General features: G+C 66.7%; 10 protein-coding genes and 1 pseudogene. 5 read left to right on the top strand and 6 right to left on the bottom strand.

The window, feature by feature from the left end:
* Nucleotides 1-45 precede the first annotated feature (45 nt).
* The gene (locus QWL29_RS25240; RefSeq protein WP_305825611.1) at nt 46-1,749 is read left to right on the top strand and encodes a hypothetical protein; all 1,704 of its coding nucleotides are present in this window, start codon (nt 46-48) and stop codon (nt 1,747-1,749) included.
* Nucleotides 1,750-1,770: 21 nt separating this feature from the next.
* Here the strand turns inward: QWL29_RS25240 and rtcR are convergent, their stop codons facing one another.
* The gene (rtcR, locus tag QWL29_RS25235; RefSeq protein WP_305825610.1) at nt 1,771-3,372 is read right to left on the bottom strand and encodes an RNA repair transcriptional activator RtcR; all 1,602 of its coding nucleotides are present in this window, start codon (nt 3,370-3,372) and stop codon (nt 1,771-1,773) included.
* Between the two features lie 34 nt (nt 3,373-3,406).
* Here rtcR and QWL29_RS25230 point away from each other — a divergent pair, with 34 nt between their 5' ends.
* The 4 genes from QWL29_RS25230 (at nt 3,407) to rtcA (ending at nt 7,670) form a co-directional block, all read left to right on the top strand.
* Nucleotides 3,407-3,541, top strand: a complete 135-nt coding sequence (locus QWL29_RS25230) for a hypothetical protein (RefSeq protein ID WP_305825609.1) — start codon at nt 3,407-3,409, stop codon at nt 3,539-3,541.
* Nucleotides 3,542-3,558: 17 nt separating this feature from the next.
* Nucleotides 3,559-5,121 carry a vWA domain-containing protein gene (locus QWL29_RS25225; RefSeq protein ID WP_305825608.1) on the top strand — a complete coding sequence of 521 codons (1,563 nt, stop codon included), beginning with the start codon at nt 3,559-3,561 and terminating at the stop codon, nt 5,119-5,121.
* Between the two features lie 256 nt (nt 5,122-5,377).
* Nucleotides 5,378-6,613, top strand: coding sequence for an RtcB family protein (locus tag QWL29_RS25220; RefSeq protein WP_305825607.1), 1,236 nt, complete (start codon nt 5,378-5,380; stop codon nt 6,611-6,613).
* Nucleotides 6,614-6,650: 37 nt separating this feature from the next.
* Nucleotides 6,651-7,670, top strand: a complete 1,020-nt coding sequence (gene rtcA / locus QWL29_RS25215; RefSeq protein WP_305825606.1) for an RNA 3'-terminal phosphate cyclase — start codon at nt 6,651-6,653, stop codon at nt 7,668-7,670.
* Between the two features lie 4 nt (nt 7,671-7,674).
* Here the strand turns inward: rtcA and QWL29_RS25210 are convergent, their stop codons facing one another.
* From QWL29_RS25210 to QWL29_RS25190, 5 genes and pseudogenes are all read right to left on the bottom strand, one after another.
* Nucleotides 7,675-8,823 (bottom strand): VWA domain-containing protein, encoded by a 1,149-nt coding sequence (locus QWL29_RS25210; protein ID WP_305825605.1) that lies wholly within the window; start codon nt 8,821-8,823, stop codon nt 7,675-7,677.
* The gene (locus QWL29_RS25205; RefSeq protein ID WP_305825604.1) at nt 8,813-11,089 is read right to left on the bottom strand and encodes a DUF5682 family protein; all 2,277 of its coding nucleotides are present in this window, start codon (nt 11,087-11,089) and stop codon (nt 8,813-8,815) included. The genes QWL29_RS25210 and QWL29_RS25205 overlap by 11 nt, the downstream gene beginning before the upstream one ends.
* Before the next feature lie 13 nt (nt 11,090-11,102).
* Nucleotides 11,103-12,194 (bottom strand): AAA family ATPase, encoded by a 1,092-nt coding sequence (locus tag QWL29_RS25200; protein ID WP_305825603.1) that lies wholly within the window; start codon nt 12,192-12,194, stop codon nt 11,103-11,105.
* A complete protein-coding gene (locus tag QWL29_RS25195) occupies nt 12,191-13,792 on the bottom strand; it encodes a DUF5691 domain-containing protein (RefSeq protein WP_305825602.1) in 1,602 nt (533 codons plus the stop codon). Before QWL29_RS25195 ends, QWL29_RS25200 begins: the two co-directional genes overlap by 4 nt.
* Nucleotides 13,789-15,011, bottom strand: a pseudogene (locus tag QWL29_RS25190) (SWIM zinc finger family protein). Before QWL29_RS25190 ends, QWL29_RS25195 begins: the two are co-directional and overlap by 4 nt.
* Nucleotides 15,012-15,409 lie beyond the last annotated feature (398 nt).

Below are 15,409 nucleotides of genomic sequence, written 5' to 3'. Positions count from 1 at the left end.
CATTCACGGTAGGTTTGTTGTTCTTACCAAGAATGAGGAAATAGCATGGCCCGAAAACTCCTTGGTGCAGTTGCTGCCGCGTTTGCTACCTTTGCCTGCGCTGCAGATACCGTTACGAATGCATCGCCTTCGACAGTGAAGGGTGCGCTCGAGTCGGAAGCGATTGGACTGTTGTCGGCCGAGGGCATGCGCCTGGAAACGGGAAAGTGCGGCAACTGCACCGTGCCGAAGCAGGGGCTGTGGTATTTCGAAAACGACGTGATTGCCGTTCCACGCCCTGGCACAACCGTGTCGGGATTTACGCCAGGCGTGGACCGGGAAAGCGACGTTGCCAAATGGGCCGCAATGGCCCGCCAGGAAAAACTGGCTCATCCATCCCTGGTCTGGATTGGCGCCCCGAGCATTCTCGAGAACGCGGTCATGCAACCTGGCGCCAAACGCGTTCGTACTGCCGGCGGAAACGAAATCGACATCCGGCTCGTGCCGAAGATCGCCACCAATCTCTCCTATGCGAACGACGCTACGGCTGCCTATTTCAGCGGCCGGGAGGTGCGCATGCGCGGTGCGCTCGAAGGCGCCGACGGAAAACAGGTCTTTGTCGCGCGTACGATCTGGCCCAGCGATTACGCCTTCGCACCGGCAGCCATGCAAGCCAAGCCGCTCCAGAAACCGTCGGACCTGGCGGATTTCGTCCGCGCGCCTGTCCAGAAGGAAGCGCGCGGGATCGAAACGCGCCTGTTATGGGAACGCCATCCGGGGCAGGCACGCGACTGGAAGCAAAAGCCGGTGCTGGGATTTGTCCTGAACGGCGCCCAGGGCGATGACGACGAATCGCTGGGTGGCCACTTCGCGATCGCCACCGGCCGTATCGGCAACAAAGGCGAATGGGCCGACTGGGCCGTCAATAATTTCTATAACCTGGATTCGTTCAGCGAAAAGGGCATTGTTGCGGCAACGCTGCCGATGGATAACTACCTGATGGACCTGAACAGCGGCCAGCAATACTACCGCCCGTCCTACATGCTGGTGGCGGTGCTGAATAACGCGCGTACCGCGGCCGCATACCAGGGCGGTGTGCAGCGCGTCTTCAATCATTTCTACCGCCACGATTTCCAGTACCGCCACGCGAGCGCGAATTGCGCCGGCATCAGCGTCGACGTTTTCGCGTCGCTCGGCTGGCATATTCCGGAGCGCGGACCGTCGGCGCCGCTGAAGTCGCTTGCAGCCTACGCCTATATCGCCGTCAAGGACCGCAGCCTGCAAAGCGGCCGCAAGATCTACGATTACCTGAATGAAGAACAGACCCGCCTCCTGCCTGCAGTGGCATTCGAAGCGGCAGGACTGGATTTGCTGCAGATCGTGGGGATGAATGGCAAAGCGGAACGCTCGCTGACGCCGTATGAACAGCAGCTCCGGAGCGACGTCGACGCCATCTTCCTGGTGCGCATTCCGCAGGTTCCTTCGAGCCGCGTTACCGGTTCGGCGCCGGTGTTTTCATTCGATGAATTCCAGTCGCGGGTGCCGACGGACCAGGCCGACTGGAAAATCGTGCCGGTCGAAGCGCGGCCATTCCCGGACACGCTGCGCGATGCATCGAGCCCGCTTGAAGATGATCCGTCGCCGGTGCCCGGGCCGATTGCCGGCATCGGCGTCTTCACCGTCCTTGGTGCGCTCATTCTCTGGCGGCGCAGGAAGCAGTCGAAAGCCGCCAGCAAGCAGACGGCCCCGGAAAAAGAACTGGTGCACTGAGACGCGGCGAAGCCGATCGCGTCAAGACACCTGTTCCCAATTGAGGTCGAAGCGGGCCAGGTATTTTTTCAGCCGGTCCGCATCGTTCGGTTTGCTCTTGGCGCCGCGCGATACACCGAACAGCTTGCGGCCGGCATCCGACAGGCTTTTCGATTGCCGGCACACGTCAATCACGCCAACCAGCTGCATTGCATCGAACAGATCGAGTTGCGCCGCGGCTTCCGGCCCCATGACTTCCCCGATATCCACCGCTGCCGGCGCAGTCCGCTCACGCGTGCCGGCGGCCCACAGGCGCTGCAGCCGCACTACCTCGGCGTCGACGAGTTTCTCGGTAATGCGTCCGGCTTCGGCCAGCGTCGCCATCCGCGTAACGGAGGCGCCCAGGTCGCGGAAATTCCCGTTCCAGACCGCCTCGGGCGACATCGCAAACTGCATGTAGCGCTCGCGCGCTTCGCGATTGAAGCGCACCATCTCGCCGTTTTCTTCACCAACTTGCGCCAGCAGGTAAGACAGGTTCGGTTCGATATCTTCCGCGCGGTCTTTCAGGCCCGGCAGCGCATACGTCCATAAGTTAATGCGTGCGTAAAGGTCTTCGCGAAAGCGGCCGGCCGCCATTTCCTCGCCCAGGTCGCGGTTCGTACCTGCGATCAGCTGGAAATCGCTCTGCATTTCGTTGTCGCTGCCCACCGGCAGGAAGCGCTTCTCCTCGACCGCCTTCAACAGCATGGCTTGCTCGTCCAGCCCCAGTTCGCCGATCTCGTCCAGGAACAGCAAGCCCTTGTGCGCACTGCGCAGCAGGCCGGGCCGATCCGCCGCCGCCCCGGTAAACGAGCCTTTGATATGGCCGAACAGCGTCGACGCCGCACCATCGCCATGCAGGGTGGCGCAATTGAGTTCGACGAACTTGCCACTGATCTGGTGGCGCGTTTTTTTGAGTTCATATACGCGGCGCGCCAGGAAGGATTTGCCGGCGCCGGTCGGCCCCATTAACAGCATCGGCGCCTTCGATTTGATGGCCACGCGCTCGATCTCGTCGATCATGGCGTTGAAATGCGCATTGCGCGTGGCGATGCCGGACTTCAGGAAGGCCACGCCCTCGGCCTGCTCGCGCGAAAAGCGCTGGGCGATCTGGTCGTAGCGCGACAAGTCAAGATCGATGAGCGCATAGGTACCGGCCGTGGTGTCCGCACTGCGCGGCGGCGAGGTCTGCACCAGGCGGCCGGGGAAGAAGCGCGCCTCGGTCATCAGGAACAGGCAGATCTGGACCACGTGCGTACCCGTGGTGATGTGGACCCAGTATTCCTCGTGCTCCGGGTCGAAGGGATAGCGTTTCGCGAAATCGAACAGCGTCGCATACACCGCTTCGAAATCCCAGGCATCGCGCATCTGCAGCGCGTGTGGAATCACCTGCGTTTCCGGCGACACCGATGTGATGTCGGCCGTAACCTGCTTGACCAGCGTCTCCACATTCCCGTTGTACATCAGTTCGAAGCGGTCGATGACCACGTCTTCGTGCTGGGTCAGGCCAACGCTCGGCCGCCATTTGCTCCAGCGCGCCTGGCCTTTTCCGCTATCGAGCTTTGTGCCGACAAAGCCCAGCACCACGATCTTTTTCTTTTTCATGCTTATAAAATTTTATCCGACAGGATAATTTAGCATGAAGACCATCCAGGGTCCAGAAAACGCCGAAACTAACATAAAAACAATAAATCCATTGCATATCAAAGACTTAAAGAAGCGTGCCAGCCCCAGGCATGCAGGTGGCACGGCGTTTGCAATAGAGGAGGTATAAAACAAGAAAACGAGGAAATGAAAATGGTCGACGTGCAGCTGTTCCAGACTTTGAAGGGGAAATTCATTCCCGCCGCCGACACCGTGAACAGCGCCGGCGCCCCGGCCTACGCGCTGTCGCCGCGCCATGCCCTGGCACAGTACGCCGCGACCGGCTGCCTGAACGCGACCTACTATGCCGGCGCCGAAGCGCAGCTGGCGACCGTGCTGGAACTGTGCCGCGAAGTCGACCCGTACTTCATCGCCCAGACCGCGGTGTACCTGCGCGAGCGCGGCTACATGAAGGACATGCCGGCGCTGCTGGTGGCCGTACTGGCCGGCCAGGGCGCCGAGGAATTGCGGCCCGCCTTCGGGCGCGCGATCAACAACGGCAAGATGCTGCGCAACGTCGTGCAGATCCTGCGCTCGGGGGCAGTGGGCCGCAAGTCGCTCGGTTCGCGTCCGAAGAAGCTGGTGCAGGAATGGCTGAACAGCGCCAGCGAAGCGCAACTGCTCGCGGCTGCCGTCGGCACTGCGCCGTCGCTGGCCGACGTGGTCAAGATGGTGCACCCGAAGCCTGCCGAGGCCTGGCGCGCCGCCTTCTTCGCCTGGCTGATCGGCCGTCCGTATGCCGCACACGACCTGCCGCCGCTGACCGCCGCCTTCGAGGCATACAAGGCGAACCGCGCCGCGCCGCTGCCGGATGTGCCGTTCCAGATGCTGACCGCACTCGGCTTGTCGGCCCGGGAATGGGCGCAGATCGCGCGCAACGGCGGCTGGCACATGGTGCGCATGAACCTGAATACCTTTGCGCGCCACGGCGTGTTCGGTATCGACGGCATGGCGCAGGTGATTGCCGACAAGCTGCGCGACCGCGAAGCGATTGCCAAAGCAGGCGTGTTCCCCTACCAGCTGATGGCGGCGCGCCAGGCGGCAACGGACGCGGTGCCGGTAGCGGTACGGCTGGCCCTGGACGAGGCGCTGGAAATCGCCCTCGAAAACGTGCCTGCGGTCGAGGGCCGCGTGGTGGTGTGCGCGGACGTATCGGGCTCGATGCATGCGCCGGTCAGCGGCAGCCGCGGCACCGCAAGCTCGGCCATGCGCTGCATCGACGTCGCCGGCCTGGTGGCCGCCGCCATGCTGCGCAAGAACCCGGATGCGCTGGTGCTCCCGTTCGAGACCAAGGTGGTCGATTGCCGGCTGCATCCGCTTGACACCGTGATCACGAATGCGCAGAAGCTGGCGGCCCTGGGCGGTGGCGGAACGAATTGCAGCGCGCCGCTGGTGTGGCTGAACGAGAAGCGGGTCGAGGCGGAGCTGGTGGTGTTCGTCTCCGATAACGAATCGTGGATGGATGCCCGCCCACGGGCGACGGCCACCATGCAGGCCTGGTCGGCATTCAAGCGGCGCAACCCGCGTGCGCGCCTGGTGTGCATCGATTGCGCGCCAAATGCCAGCACCCAGGCATGCGAACGCGAGGACATCCTGAACGTCGGCGGTTTTTCAGACGACGTGTTCCGGATGATCGCCGCCTTTGCCGCCGGCCAGCTCGACTACCGGCACTGGGTCGGCGCAATCGAAGCGGTCGGCCTGGCCGGCTGACGACGAATAGCAGTACAGCTTTCGAGCTGGCAGGAATGCGGGTGCGACTACATGTCCAAAACCGTCGCACTCACCACTGGTCCTGCCGGCTCACCTTTTTCGATGAATGCAGGTGGAATTACATGGGATAGAGCGCTGGAGGCGTCTCCAGAGGTCCCCGGTTCAATCCCGGGCCGGCGCAAGCCGCGTAGCTCAGTATGCAGCACTATTTCACCACTCTTGTCATCGCCTTTTATACCTATCGTGGAGAACAACAATGAACAACGCAGAATACGACCTGATGCAAGTAGCGGGCGGCGCCCCGATCAAGATGTGGACCCACGGCGTGCCGGTGGAAGAATTGGCAAAGCAGCAGCTGGCCAACACCGCGCAGATGCCGTTCGTGTACAAGCACATCGCCGTCATGCCGGATGTCCACCTGGGTAAGGGCTCGACCATCGGCACCGTGGTGCCGACCCTGGGCGCCGTGATCCCCGCCGCGGTGGGCGTCGACATCGGCTGCGGCATGATGGCGGCGAAAACCACCCTGAGCGCCAACGACCTGCCCGACAGCCTGGGCACGCTGCGCAGCGCCATCGAACGCGCCATCCCGCACGGCATGTCGCCGAAGACGCGCGGCTACCGCGGCCGCGACGAAGGTTCCTGGCACACGCCGCCGGCGCCGGTCGATGCCGCCTGGGCCCAGCTGAAGGGCGAGTTCGATGCGATCTGCCTGAAGACGCCGTCGCTGGCGAAGACCAACAACTACCGCCACCTGGGTACGCTCGGCAGCGGCAACCACTTCGTCGAAGTCTGCCTGGATGAAGTCGGTTTTGTCTGGTTCATGCTGCACTCGGGCTCGCGCGGTGTCGGGAATGCCATCGGCACCCACTTCATCGAGCTGGCCAAAAAAGACATGCGCACGCACATCGCCAACCTGCCCGACGAAGACCTGGCCTACCTGGCGGAAGGGACGCAGCATTACGACGACTACGTGGAGGCGGTGAGCTGGGCCCAGAAGTTCGCGCGCATGAACCGCGAGGTCATGATGCAGAACCTGATCGCCGCCGTGCGCACGGTGATCACCAAGCCCTTCGAGACCCACGTGGAAGCGGTGAACTGCCACCACAACTACGTACAGAAGGAGCGCCACTTCGGCAAGGACGTACTGGTGACCCGCAAGGGCGCGGTATCGGCGCGTGCCGGCGAACTGGGCATCATTCCGGGCTCGATGGGCGCGAAGAGCTTCATCGTCCGCGGCAAGGGGAACGAAGAGAGCTTCCACAGCTGCAGCCACGGTGCAGGGCGTACCATGAGCCGCAACGAGGCCAAGCGCCGCTTCACGCTGGCCGACCAGGTGCGCGCCACCGAGGGCGTGGAATGCCGCAAGGATGCGAACGTGATCGACGAGATCCCGATGGCCTACAAGGACATCGACGCGGTGATGCATGCCCAGCGCGACCTGGTGGAAGTGGTGCACACGCTCAAGCAGGTGGTGTGCGTGAAGGGCTGACTACGCGGCCTTCAACAATAACAATAAAGGAGAACACATGATCGAACTCGATGGCGCCGCAGGCGAGGGCGGCGGGCAGATACTGCGCACGTCCCTGGCCCTGTCCATGATCACCGGCCAGCCCTTCCGCATCAGGAACATCCGCGCGAACCGGTCCAAGCCGGGCCTGATGCGCCAGCACCTGGTGGCGGTGCAGGCCGCGCAGCAGGTCAGCAATGCGGCGGTGATCGGAGCGGCGGTCGGCGCGGGAGAACTGAGCTTCATCCCCGGCCCGATCGCGGCGGGCGACTACGACTTTGCGATCGGCACCGCCGGCAGCTGCACGCTGGTGCTGCAAACCGTGCTGCTGGCCCTGCTGCATGCGGACCAGCCATCGACCATCCGCATTAGCGGCGGCACCCACAATGCGATGGCGCCGCCGGTGCAGTTCCTGCAGCGCGCCTGGCTGCCGCTGCTGGCGCAGATGGGCGCCGAGATCGGGATCGATTTGCTGCGCTACGGCTTTTATCCGGCGGGCGGCGGCGTGGTGACGGCCAGCGTCCAGCCCTGCCCGCGCCTGGCGCCGCTGGCCTGCATCGAGCGCGGCGCCTTCGTCGACGCTTATGCCGAAGCGTTTTTCGCCGGCATCCCGTCGAACGTGGGAAGCCGCCAGCTGGCGCAGGTCGGCGCCGCCCTCGGCTGGGAAGGGCGCCAGCTGCGCCTGCGCGGCCTGCCTGCCGAGCAGGGGCCGGGCAATGCCTTGCTGCTGACGCTCGCGTATGAACATCACACCGAAGTCTTCGCCGCCTTTGGTGCGCGCGGCATCACGGCGGAAGCGGTGGCCGACGCAGCCCTGGCCGAGGCGCAGGCCTATATCGCCTCCGGCGCGGCAGTCGGCGAGCACCTGGCCGACCAGTTGATGCTGCCGCTGGCGCTGGCCGGCAGCGGACGCTTTACCCTGTCGACCGTGTCCGGCCATGCGGCGACGAATGCGGCGGTGATCGAGCGCTTCCTGCCGGTGACGGTGCGTTTCGAACGCGGCGAGCAGTCCAGCACTTGCGTGGTGGTGCCGCGCTAGAGCATCACACGTGGACGATGCCCGCCTTGGCCGCCCACTGCTCCAGGCTCTGGCGCTTGATCGCCGCCGCCATCAGGTCGGGGAACAGGTCCGGCGTGCAGGCAAAGCAGGGCGCGCCCATCGCCACCAGTTTGGCGGCATTGTGCTTGTCGTAGGATGGCGCGCCCTGGTCGTCGAGGGCCAGCAGGACGATGAACTGCACGCCGCTGGCGATCATCGCCGCCGCGCGCTTGAGCATTTCGTCATTGCGTCCGCCCTCGTACAAATCGCTGATCAGGACAAAGATCGTGTCCTTCGGGCGCCGCACCAGGCCCTGGCTATAGGCCAGCGCGCGGTTGATGTCGGTGCCGCCGCCGAGCTGGGTGCCGAACAAAACCTCCACCGGGTCCGCCAGCAGCGGCGTCAGGTCGACCACCGCCGTATCGAACACCACCACCGAGGTGCTGACGGCCTTGATACTGGCCAGCACCGCCGCGAACACGCTGGCATACACCACCGACGGCGCCATCGAGCCGCTCTGGTCGATGCACAGCACGATGTCGCGCAGCGACTGGCCCTTGCGGCCGAAGCCGATCCGGGTTTCCGGGATGATGGTGCCGTACTCCGGCTGGTAGTGCTTCAGGTTGGCGCGGATGGTGCGCAACCAGTCGATTTCGTTGTGGCGCGGGCGGCGGTTGCGCGTGGCGCGGTTCAGGCTGCCCGTGACGGCCTGGCGCAGCGGGCTGGCCAGCTTCTGCTCCAGCTCGCGCACCACCTTGCTCACCACGGCGCGCGCCGTGGCCCGCGTCTTGTTCGGCATGATGCGGTTCAAACTGAGCAGGGTCGCAACCAGGTGGACGTCCGGCTCGACCGCCTGCAGCATCTCGGGCTCGCACAGCATCTGCTGCAGGCCGAGGCGCTCCAACGCATCCTTCTGCATCACCTGCACCACGCTGGACGGGAAATACTGGCGGATGTCGCCCAGCCAGCGCGCCACGTTCGGCGCCGAGGCGCCCAGGCCGGCGCGCGATCCGTTCGGCTCGGCGCCGTACAGCGCGTCGAGCGCGCGGTCCATGGCCAGGTCGGTGGGCGCCAGCGGGGTGTCGGCCGCGCCGCCGCCCAGCACCAGGCGCCAGCGGCGCGCGGCTTCGGTCGTGTCGAATTCATGCGCCATGGATCACCTCCGGCGCCGTGGCGCCACCGAATAGCGTTGCCACGATGGGCAGTACACGCCGCGCGCGGCCCAGGCCGATCTCCTGCGTGGCGGCGTGCGAAGAAGCCACCGCGCCGGCCGCTCCCGCACTGGCGCGCTCGGCCAGCTGGCGCCGCTCCGGCGCGGCAAAGCTGCCGAAGGTGCGGCGCAGCAGCGGCAGCAGCTCTGTGAAAGTCTCCGCCGGCAGCGACAGCACCCAGCCGTGGACCGCATGCCAGAGTTCGTCGTTGTGCACCAGCAGGGTGCCGCTGCCCTGCAAAAACCCTTCCAGCCACTGGGCCGCGGCCAGCGGCGCCACCGCGCGTGAGCACAGCAACAGCAGGTGGCGCGAGGCTTCGCCCATCGGCCAGTGGCCCTGCTCGGTGAGGATGCGCACCGCGCGTCCGGCCAGCAGCGGGTGCGTGGCTTCGCTGCGCGCGGCGGCTTCCAGCGCCGCGAACCAGGCGGCCTCGTATTCTCCATTCTGCAGCAGGCGGATGGCGCCGTCGCCGGCGATCAGCTGGGCCAGCAGGGCGCTTGCGGCTTCGTCGGCCAGGCCGCGCATGCCGAAGGGCAGGGCGACGCAGGCGCGCGCCACCAGGCCATCGACCACGCTTGCCAGCGCCGCGGTATCGGTGCCGCGCACGCTGCCATAGCGCAGCACGTTGACCAGCGGCGGCAGGGCCGCGAGCAGGAAGCCCAGGTCGGCGGTGAGGGCGCTGGCGTCCTGGATGCGCGTCATCAGCGGCGCCACCGCTGCGCGCAGGTCGGCCAGCAGCACCTCTTCCATCAGGCCGGTCAGGGCCGCCAGGTCGGGCGCCGCCGCGCCGCGGCTGATGGCGCGGGCGCCGGCGGCGTCTTCCAGCGTCGATCCCCAGACGCTGGCCTCGATCAGGCGGATCGCGAACTCGGGCTCCCAGGCCAGGCGCCACAGCTCGTGGAAGGTGCCGCTCTTGCCGCGCACGACCTGGCGGCTGCCCCAGGCGATGCCGAGCATGGCCAGGCGGTGCAGCAGCACGCTTTTTTCCAGGTGCGCCGGCTGGCGCAAATCGAGGTCGATGTCGAGGGTATCGGCGCGCACCGCCATGCGCAGGCGTTTTTGCTGGGCCTGCACATCCTGGATCAGCGGCAGGGTCGGCACCGTGGGCGGCACTTCGCCCAGGCGGTCCTTGATCAGCAGCTCGCGCCGGATCAGCTGCAGCGGCAGCTCGCTGTCGTAGCAGAACACGGCGCGGATGGCTTCCATCAGTTCGTCGAGGCCGGCGCGCGGGCGATCGCGCAGCGCCGCCAGCGTATCTGCCAGGCGCGAGGCTTCGATGATGTGCGCCGGCGAGGCGTCGAGGTCGTGCTTGCGCAGCAGGGTGGCGACATCGGTCAGCCAGTGCAGGCTGGCCTGTTCGCGCCGCTCCCATACGTGCTGGTACCAGCCAGGCGCCGCCACGCCGGCGCCATAGCCGCTGGCAAAGGCCAGCCGGCCGTAGCTCCACGGGGTCCAGGTCGCGGCCAGCTTTTCCTTGGGCAGGCCTTTCAGCAGGTCGTTGTCGCTTTTCGCAGTCGGCATGCGCGCCAGCGCCGGCACGTGCCAGGCGCCGCAGACCACGGCGATGCGCTGGCGGCCTTCCTTTTCGGCGGCGCGGATCGTGTTGCGCATGTAGGCTTCGCGGCGCTGCTCGAGAATGTCTTCCGGCGTGCCGATCTGCTCGCGCACCACGGTCATCATCCCGGCGATCGCATCGAACAGATCGAGGCTGTCGCTGCGCTGCTCGACCAGGTGGTCCCACCAGGTGTCGGAATCGCTGAAGCCGGCCGCCTCGGCCAGCCAGGCCAGCGGGTCGGCGTGCAGGGCGGGCGGCGCGGCTTCGACGCCTGCTTCGGTGTTGGCATCGACCTTGGCCTGCTCGCCGACAGGGGCATCGTCCGCCACATCCGCCACGGCCAGCCGGTGGCTTTGCGGCAGGTCGCACAGGCGCACCGGCAGGCCGTGCGCGTTGGCGTAGCGGATCGCCTGCCACTCGGGCGAGTATTCGGCGAACGGATAGAACACGGCGCGCTGCGGCGCCGCTGGTGCATAGACCAGCAGCGCGCAGGGCGGATGCAGGCCGGGCGCGCCGACGTGGGCCAGCAGTGCATCGGCTTCGGGCGGGCCCTCGACCAGGATGCAGTCGGGCTGCAGCGCTTCCAGCGCGCCGAGCAGGCTGCGCGCGCAGCCTGGCCCGTGGTGGCGGATGCCGAACAGGTGTACGCTCATCGCTGCGCCGGCATCAAGCCATCACGTCGCGGCAGGCGCGGTACAGGTCCTTCCAGCCGTCGCGTTCCTTGACCACCGTTTCCAGGTATTCGAGCATGACCACGCGGTCCTGGATCGGGTCCTTGACGATGGCGCCGACCATGCCGGCGGCCAGGTCGGCGCCGCGCAGCACGCCGTCGCCGAAGTGGGCCGCCAGCGACATGCCGTGGGTGATGACGGAAATCGCTTCGGCCGTGCTCATGCTGGCGCTGGGCGCCTTGATCTTGACCTTGCCGTCGGCCGTGATCCCTTCGCGCAGTTCGCGGAACACGGTGACGATGCGGCGGATCTCTTCCAGCGCCGGCAGCTCGCCCGGCAGTTCCAGCGCACGGCCCATGCTGGCCACGCGCGTCTGCACGATGCGCACCTCTTCGTCGGCGCTGCGCGGCGGCGGCAGCACCACGGTATTGAAGCGGCGCTTCAGGGCGCTCGACAGTTCGTTCACGCCGCGGTCGCGGTCGTTCGCGGTGGCGATGATGTTGAAGCCCTTCCGGGCCTGGACTTCGTCATCGAGTTCGGCGATCGGCAGCACCTTTTCGGACAGGATGGAGATCAGGCTGTCCTGCACTTCGCCGGCGATGCGCGTGAGTTCCTCGACGCGCGCGATCTTCCCTTCGCGCATGGCGCGCATCACCGGGCTGGCCACCACCGCCTCGAGCGACGGGCCTTTCGACAGCAGCTGGGCGTAGTTCCAGCCATAGCGCACGGCTTCCTCGCCGGTGCCGGCGGTGCCCTGCACCACCAGGGTCGAGTCGCCGCTGATCGCCGCCGCCAGGTGTTCAGACACCCACGACTTGGCGGTGCCCGGCACGCCCAGCAGGAGCAGGGCGCGGTCGGTGGCCAGGGTGGCCACCGCGATCTCGATGATGCGCGGGTTGCCGATGTACTTGGGGCTGATCTCGACGCCGTTGTCCAGCTTCCCGCCCAGCAGGTAAGTCGACACGGCCCACGGCGACATCTTCCAGCGCGGCGGACGCTGGCGCCGGTCGCACGCGATCAATGCTTCCAGCTCGTTGGCGTACTGGGTCTCGGCGTGCTGGCGAAGGACGGTGCTGGTGGCGGTCATGCAGGCTCCTGGAATGAGAGGATCATCTCGTGGCGGAAACGCACGAGCTGGAAAAATTGGTCGACGGCGTTTTGCCAGCCGTGCGGATCGTCCGCCAGTCCCGGCCACCCGCGCTCGGCCTCGAACACCGCGGCCGGGTCGAGCACGGCCGCCAGCGGGCCGAGGGCGGAGCGGAAGCTCCATTGCTGGGCCGGCAGCGCAGGCAGTGCGCCGAGCAGGCGCCGTGCGATCGCCAGCGACAGGCCGGCGGGCCAGGGCGCAGGCGTGGCGTCCGCCAATTGGTGCAGCAGTTCGACCAGGGGCAGGTCGGCGCCGTGCCAGGGCATGCGGCTGGCCTCGACCAGCGCGAGCAGCATCGCGTGCATGGCTGGCGCAGGCAGGGCGGCGTAGGCGCCGACGAAGGCCGAAGCGTTCTGGTAGCGCACCGTGCCGTCAGACGCCAGCCAGATGCGGGTCCAGGCTTCGAGCCAGGCCAGCAGGCCGGGCGTGGCCGCATGCACCAGGTGCAGCTGCAGGGCGCCGGTCCAGCCGAGCAGCAGCGCTTGATGGTAGTCGGTGCCGGCGCTCAGGGCGATGCATTCGTCGGGCGACAGGCCGAGCGAAGTGGACCAGTGCGACGGATCGATCGCCGCCAGGATGTCCACCAGCCAGCCCGCCTTTTCGCCCAGGCCCGCGTATTTGTTGTCGCCCACGCCGTCGCGGATGGCGGCGGCATCGCGTTCCTCCGGCGGCGCGACGATCAGGCGGCTGCCGCGCAGGAAGCGCTTTTCGGTCTGCAGCAGCGGCGCGGCGCGCGCCAGCATGCGCTGCGAGAAATGCGAGTCTGGCAGGCGGGCCAGCAGGCGCTGCGCCATCTGGCGCACCGGCTTGCGGCGGTCGTCGAGGGCCGCTTCGAGGAATGCTTCGTCAGCGGCGCCCAGTCCGGTGCGGAGACAGGAGAGCAGGGCGAGGCGATTGTCGGGCGGCTCGCTGGACCAGGTGGCTTCGAGCGCGGCGCGGGCAGCGGCCGGATCGGCGCGGCGCCAGTTGTCGAGGGCGGCGACGCGTTGCTCCAGCGCGCCTTCGTGCCAGGCCTGCTGCGGATGCGCGTCATTGTTACCGTGTGCGTCGGCCGCCCAGGCCCACGCCGGTTCGAGCGCCGCCAGCCATGCGGCGCGCGTGCCCAGCACCGGGCGCAGACGTGGCCGCAGCGCCGGCTGGCGGGTAGCCCAATCGAGCATATTGGGCAGGAAGCGTTCGGGCAGGCGTGCACCCTTGCCGGCCAGGAGGCTGATCCATTCGGTTTGCACCGAAGCCGGCTGACCGCCCGCGAGCAGGCGTTTCAGGATCGCCTCCGCCGCGAGCGGGCAGGCCGGGAGCTGCTCCGGCGCGCTGGCCATGGGTTGCGTCGCTGGCGCTGGCGGCGGCAGGTAGCCGGCGCGTGTCCACAGGTCGCTGGCGCCGGTGGCCAGCCAGAGGCGGCGTTCGGGCATTGCGCCGGTTGCGTCGAGTGCCGGGCTGGCGGCGCCGGCCAGTTCCGGATCGAGCAGCGCGGCGGGCAGCGGCGCGCGCGCGGTGCCGACCAGTAGCAGCTTGTGTAGCGAAACCGGGGCCGTCATGCGTTGAACTCCGTGTCGATGTTGAACAGGCGGCCGTCCTGCCAGACGCTCAGCGGCAGCAGGCAAACGCCGTCCCATTCGCCGAAGACGGTGAGCGGATGGCCGCCGCTGAGTGCGAGCAGGTGCGGCGCATGGCGGAAGGATGTGTGCAGGGGCAGCAGCCGTCCATCCGATGTGCGCAGGCTGGTGCGCCTGGCGCTGTCGGGAACTACGGCGTCGAGCAGCATCGGATAGCGGTCGATGAAGGGCTGGACCGCCAGCACGTCGGCATACGCGTCGAGCGTGGTGTCGAGCGCAGGCGCAGAGGCGACGGCGTGGAGCGGGCGCGTGCCCGACTGTTCCTTGATCAGCGCGCGCAGTGGCCAGGCGCCCGGGTAGAAGCACAGGGCGCCGTCGAATTCGGTGCTGGTCGCCAGCGGCGCCTCGAAGCCCTGGCCGCCGGCCGAGTAATGCAGCAGCATGGCCCAGCGGCCACTGGCGACGCCGCGCAACCAGGTCGTGCGCGAGCGCACCCGGCCTTCGTCCTCCGTGGTCTGGGCCAGCACTTGCCAGCGATCGACGATGGCCGGTTCGACGAATACGGTTTCCTGCGGCACGCTCCAGCCGACCAGGGTGCGCACGTCGGCCTGCAGGGGCGCCGGCAGCGCATCGAGCCGGGCGTGGGCTTGGCACAGCATATAGAGAGAGGCGAGTTCGCTGCCCAGCTGGCGCTGCCAGTCGGGGTTCGTGGTCTGGAAGCACAGGCCGGATGCGCGGCGCAGGCGGTTGCCGATGGCCCCGGCCTGGGCGTCGACCATGCGCGCGCCATGCCTTCCCAGAACGCCGGGCCGCGTTCGCGCACCGTGGCGATGCCCTCGCGCGCCAGGTCCTCAAGCCAGGTTTGCAGGTCGGCCAGGCCGTTGGCGATGTTCTGGGCACGCTTGTCTTCGCGTTTGCGTGCCTGGGCGGCGGAAGCGGCTACGGCTTCAGGAGACTGGTCGGCCGCTTTCTCTTCCTTCTTTTCGCGCCGTGTCTGGCTGCCGTCGAGCCAGTCCCTGACCCATTGCGGCGCTTCGTTCTCGTTGAACAGTGTGGGCTGGGCCGCATGCAGCAGGTACAGGCCGAGACCGTGCTTGCACGGGAACTTGCGGCTGGGGCAGGAGCATTTGAAGGCGGGTTCGCCGAGGTCGATCTGGGTACGGTAAGGGAGCTTGCCGCTGCCCTGGCATTCGCCCCACATCGCATTGCCATCCAGGCCGAGCGTGCCCCACTTGGCGGGAGCGGCAAGCTGCGACCCTGCTTTTGCAGATGCGGCATCGGGAGCAAGCGCAAGGATCTGTTCGGCTTTCAGCATGAAGTGAGGGGCACGAATCGCCGGATGAGCGGCAGGGTTAAGTTGCATTACAGAATCTTGTCGAAAGAATACCCGTTATTTTGATGGCCGAGAACTGTTTATTCTGGGAGGCGAAACAACAGCGGGTATTGCAGAGCTCGATAAGGTTTGCTATAGTTCAGTCCCTCGCGAAAACGACAACGAAATCAAGTAGTTGAAGATGACGCAGGAAGCCGCGGAAAACGCGGTGTAGCAAAAAAGAGAAGTTGACGACGCAAACGAAACACTGCATAATCTCGCTTCTC

The organism is Massilia brevitalea (assembly GCF_030711405.1).
Lineage (GTDB): Bacteria > Pseudomonadota > Gammaproteobacteria > Burkholderiales > Burkholderiaceae_D > Telluria > Telluria brevitalea.
This window is presented reverse-complemented; position numbering and strand designations above follow the sequence as displayed.

Excerpts from the sequence above, each read along its gene's own strand:
- QWL29_RS25240 (WP_305825611.1), top strand. The coding sequence starts at position 46 with ATGGCCCGAAAACTCCTTGGTGCAGTTGCTGCCGCGTTTGCTACCTTT.
- rtcR (WP_305825610.1), bottom strand. The coding sequence starts at position 3,372 with ATGAAAAAGAAAAAGATCGTGGTGCTGGGCTTTGTCGGCACAAAGCTC.
- QWL29_RS25230 (WP_305825609.1), top strand. The coding sequence starts at position 3,407 with ATGAAGACCATCCAGGGTCCAGAAAACGCCGAAACTAACATAAAAACA.
- QWL29_RS25225 (WP_305825608.1), top strand. The coding sequence starts at position 3,559 with ATGAAAATGGTCGACGTGCAGCTGTTCCAGACTTTGAAGGGGAAATTC.
- QWL29_RS25220 (WP_305825607.1), top strand. The coding sequence starts at position 5,378 with ATGAACAACGCAGAATACGACCTGATGCAAGTAGCGGGCGGCGCCCCG.
- rtcA (WP_305825606.1), top strand. The coding sequence starts at position 6,651 with ATGATCGAACTCGATGGCGCCGCAGGCGAGGGCGGCGGGCAGATACTG.
- QWL29_RS25210 (WP_305825605.1), bottom strand. The coding sequence starts at position 8,823 with ATGGCGCATGAATTCGACACGACCGAAGCCGCGCGCCGCTGGCGCCTG.
- QWL29_RS25205 (WP_305825604.1), bottom strand. The coding sequence starts at position 11,089 with ATGAGCGTACACCTGTTCGGCATCCGCCACCACGGGCCAGGCTGCGCG.
- QWL29_RS25200 (WP_305825603.1), bottom strand. The coding sequence starts at position 12,194 with ATGACCGCCACCAGCACCGTCCTTCGCCAGCACGCCGAGACCCAGTAC.
- QWL29_RS25195 (WP_305825602.1), bottom strand. The coding sequence starts at position 13,792 with ATGACGGCCCCGGTTTCGCTACACAAGCTGCTACTGGTCGGCACCGCG.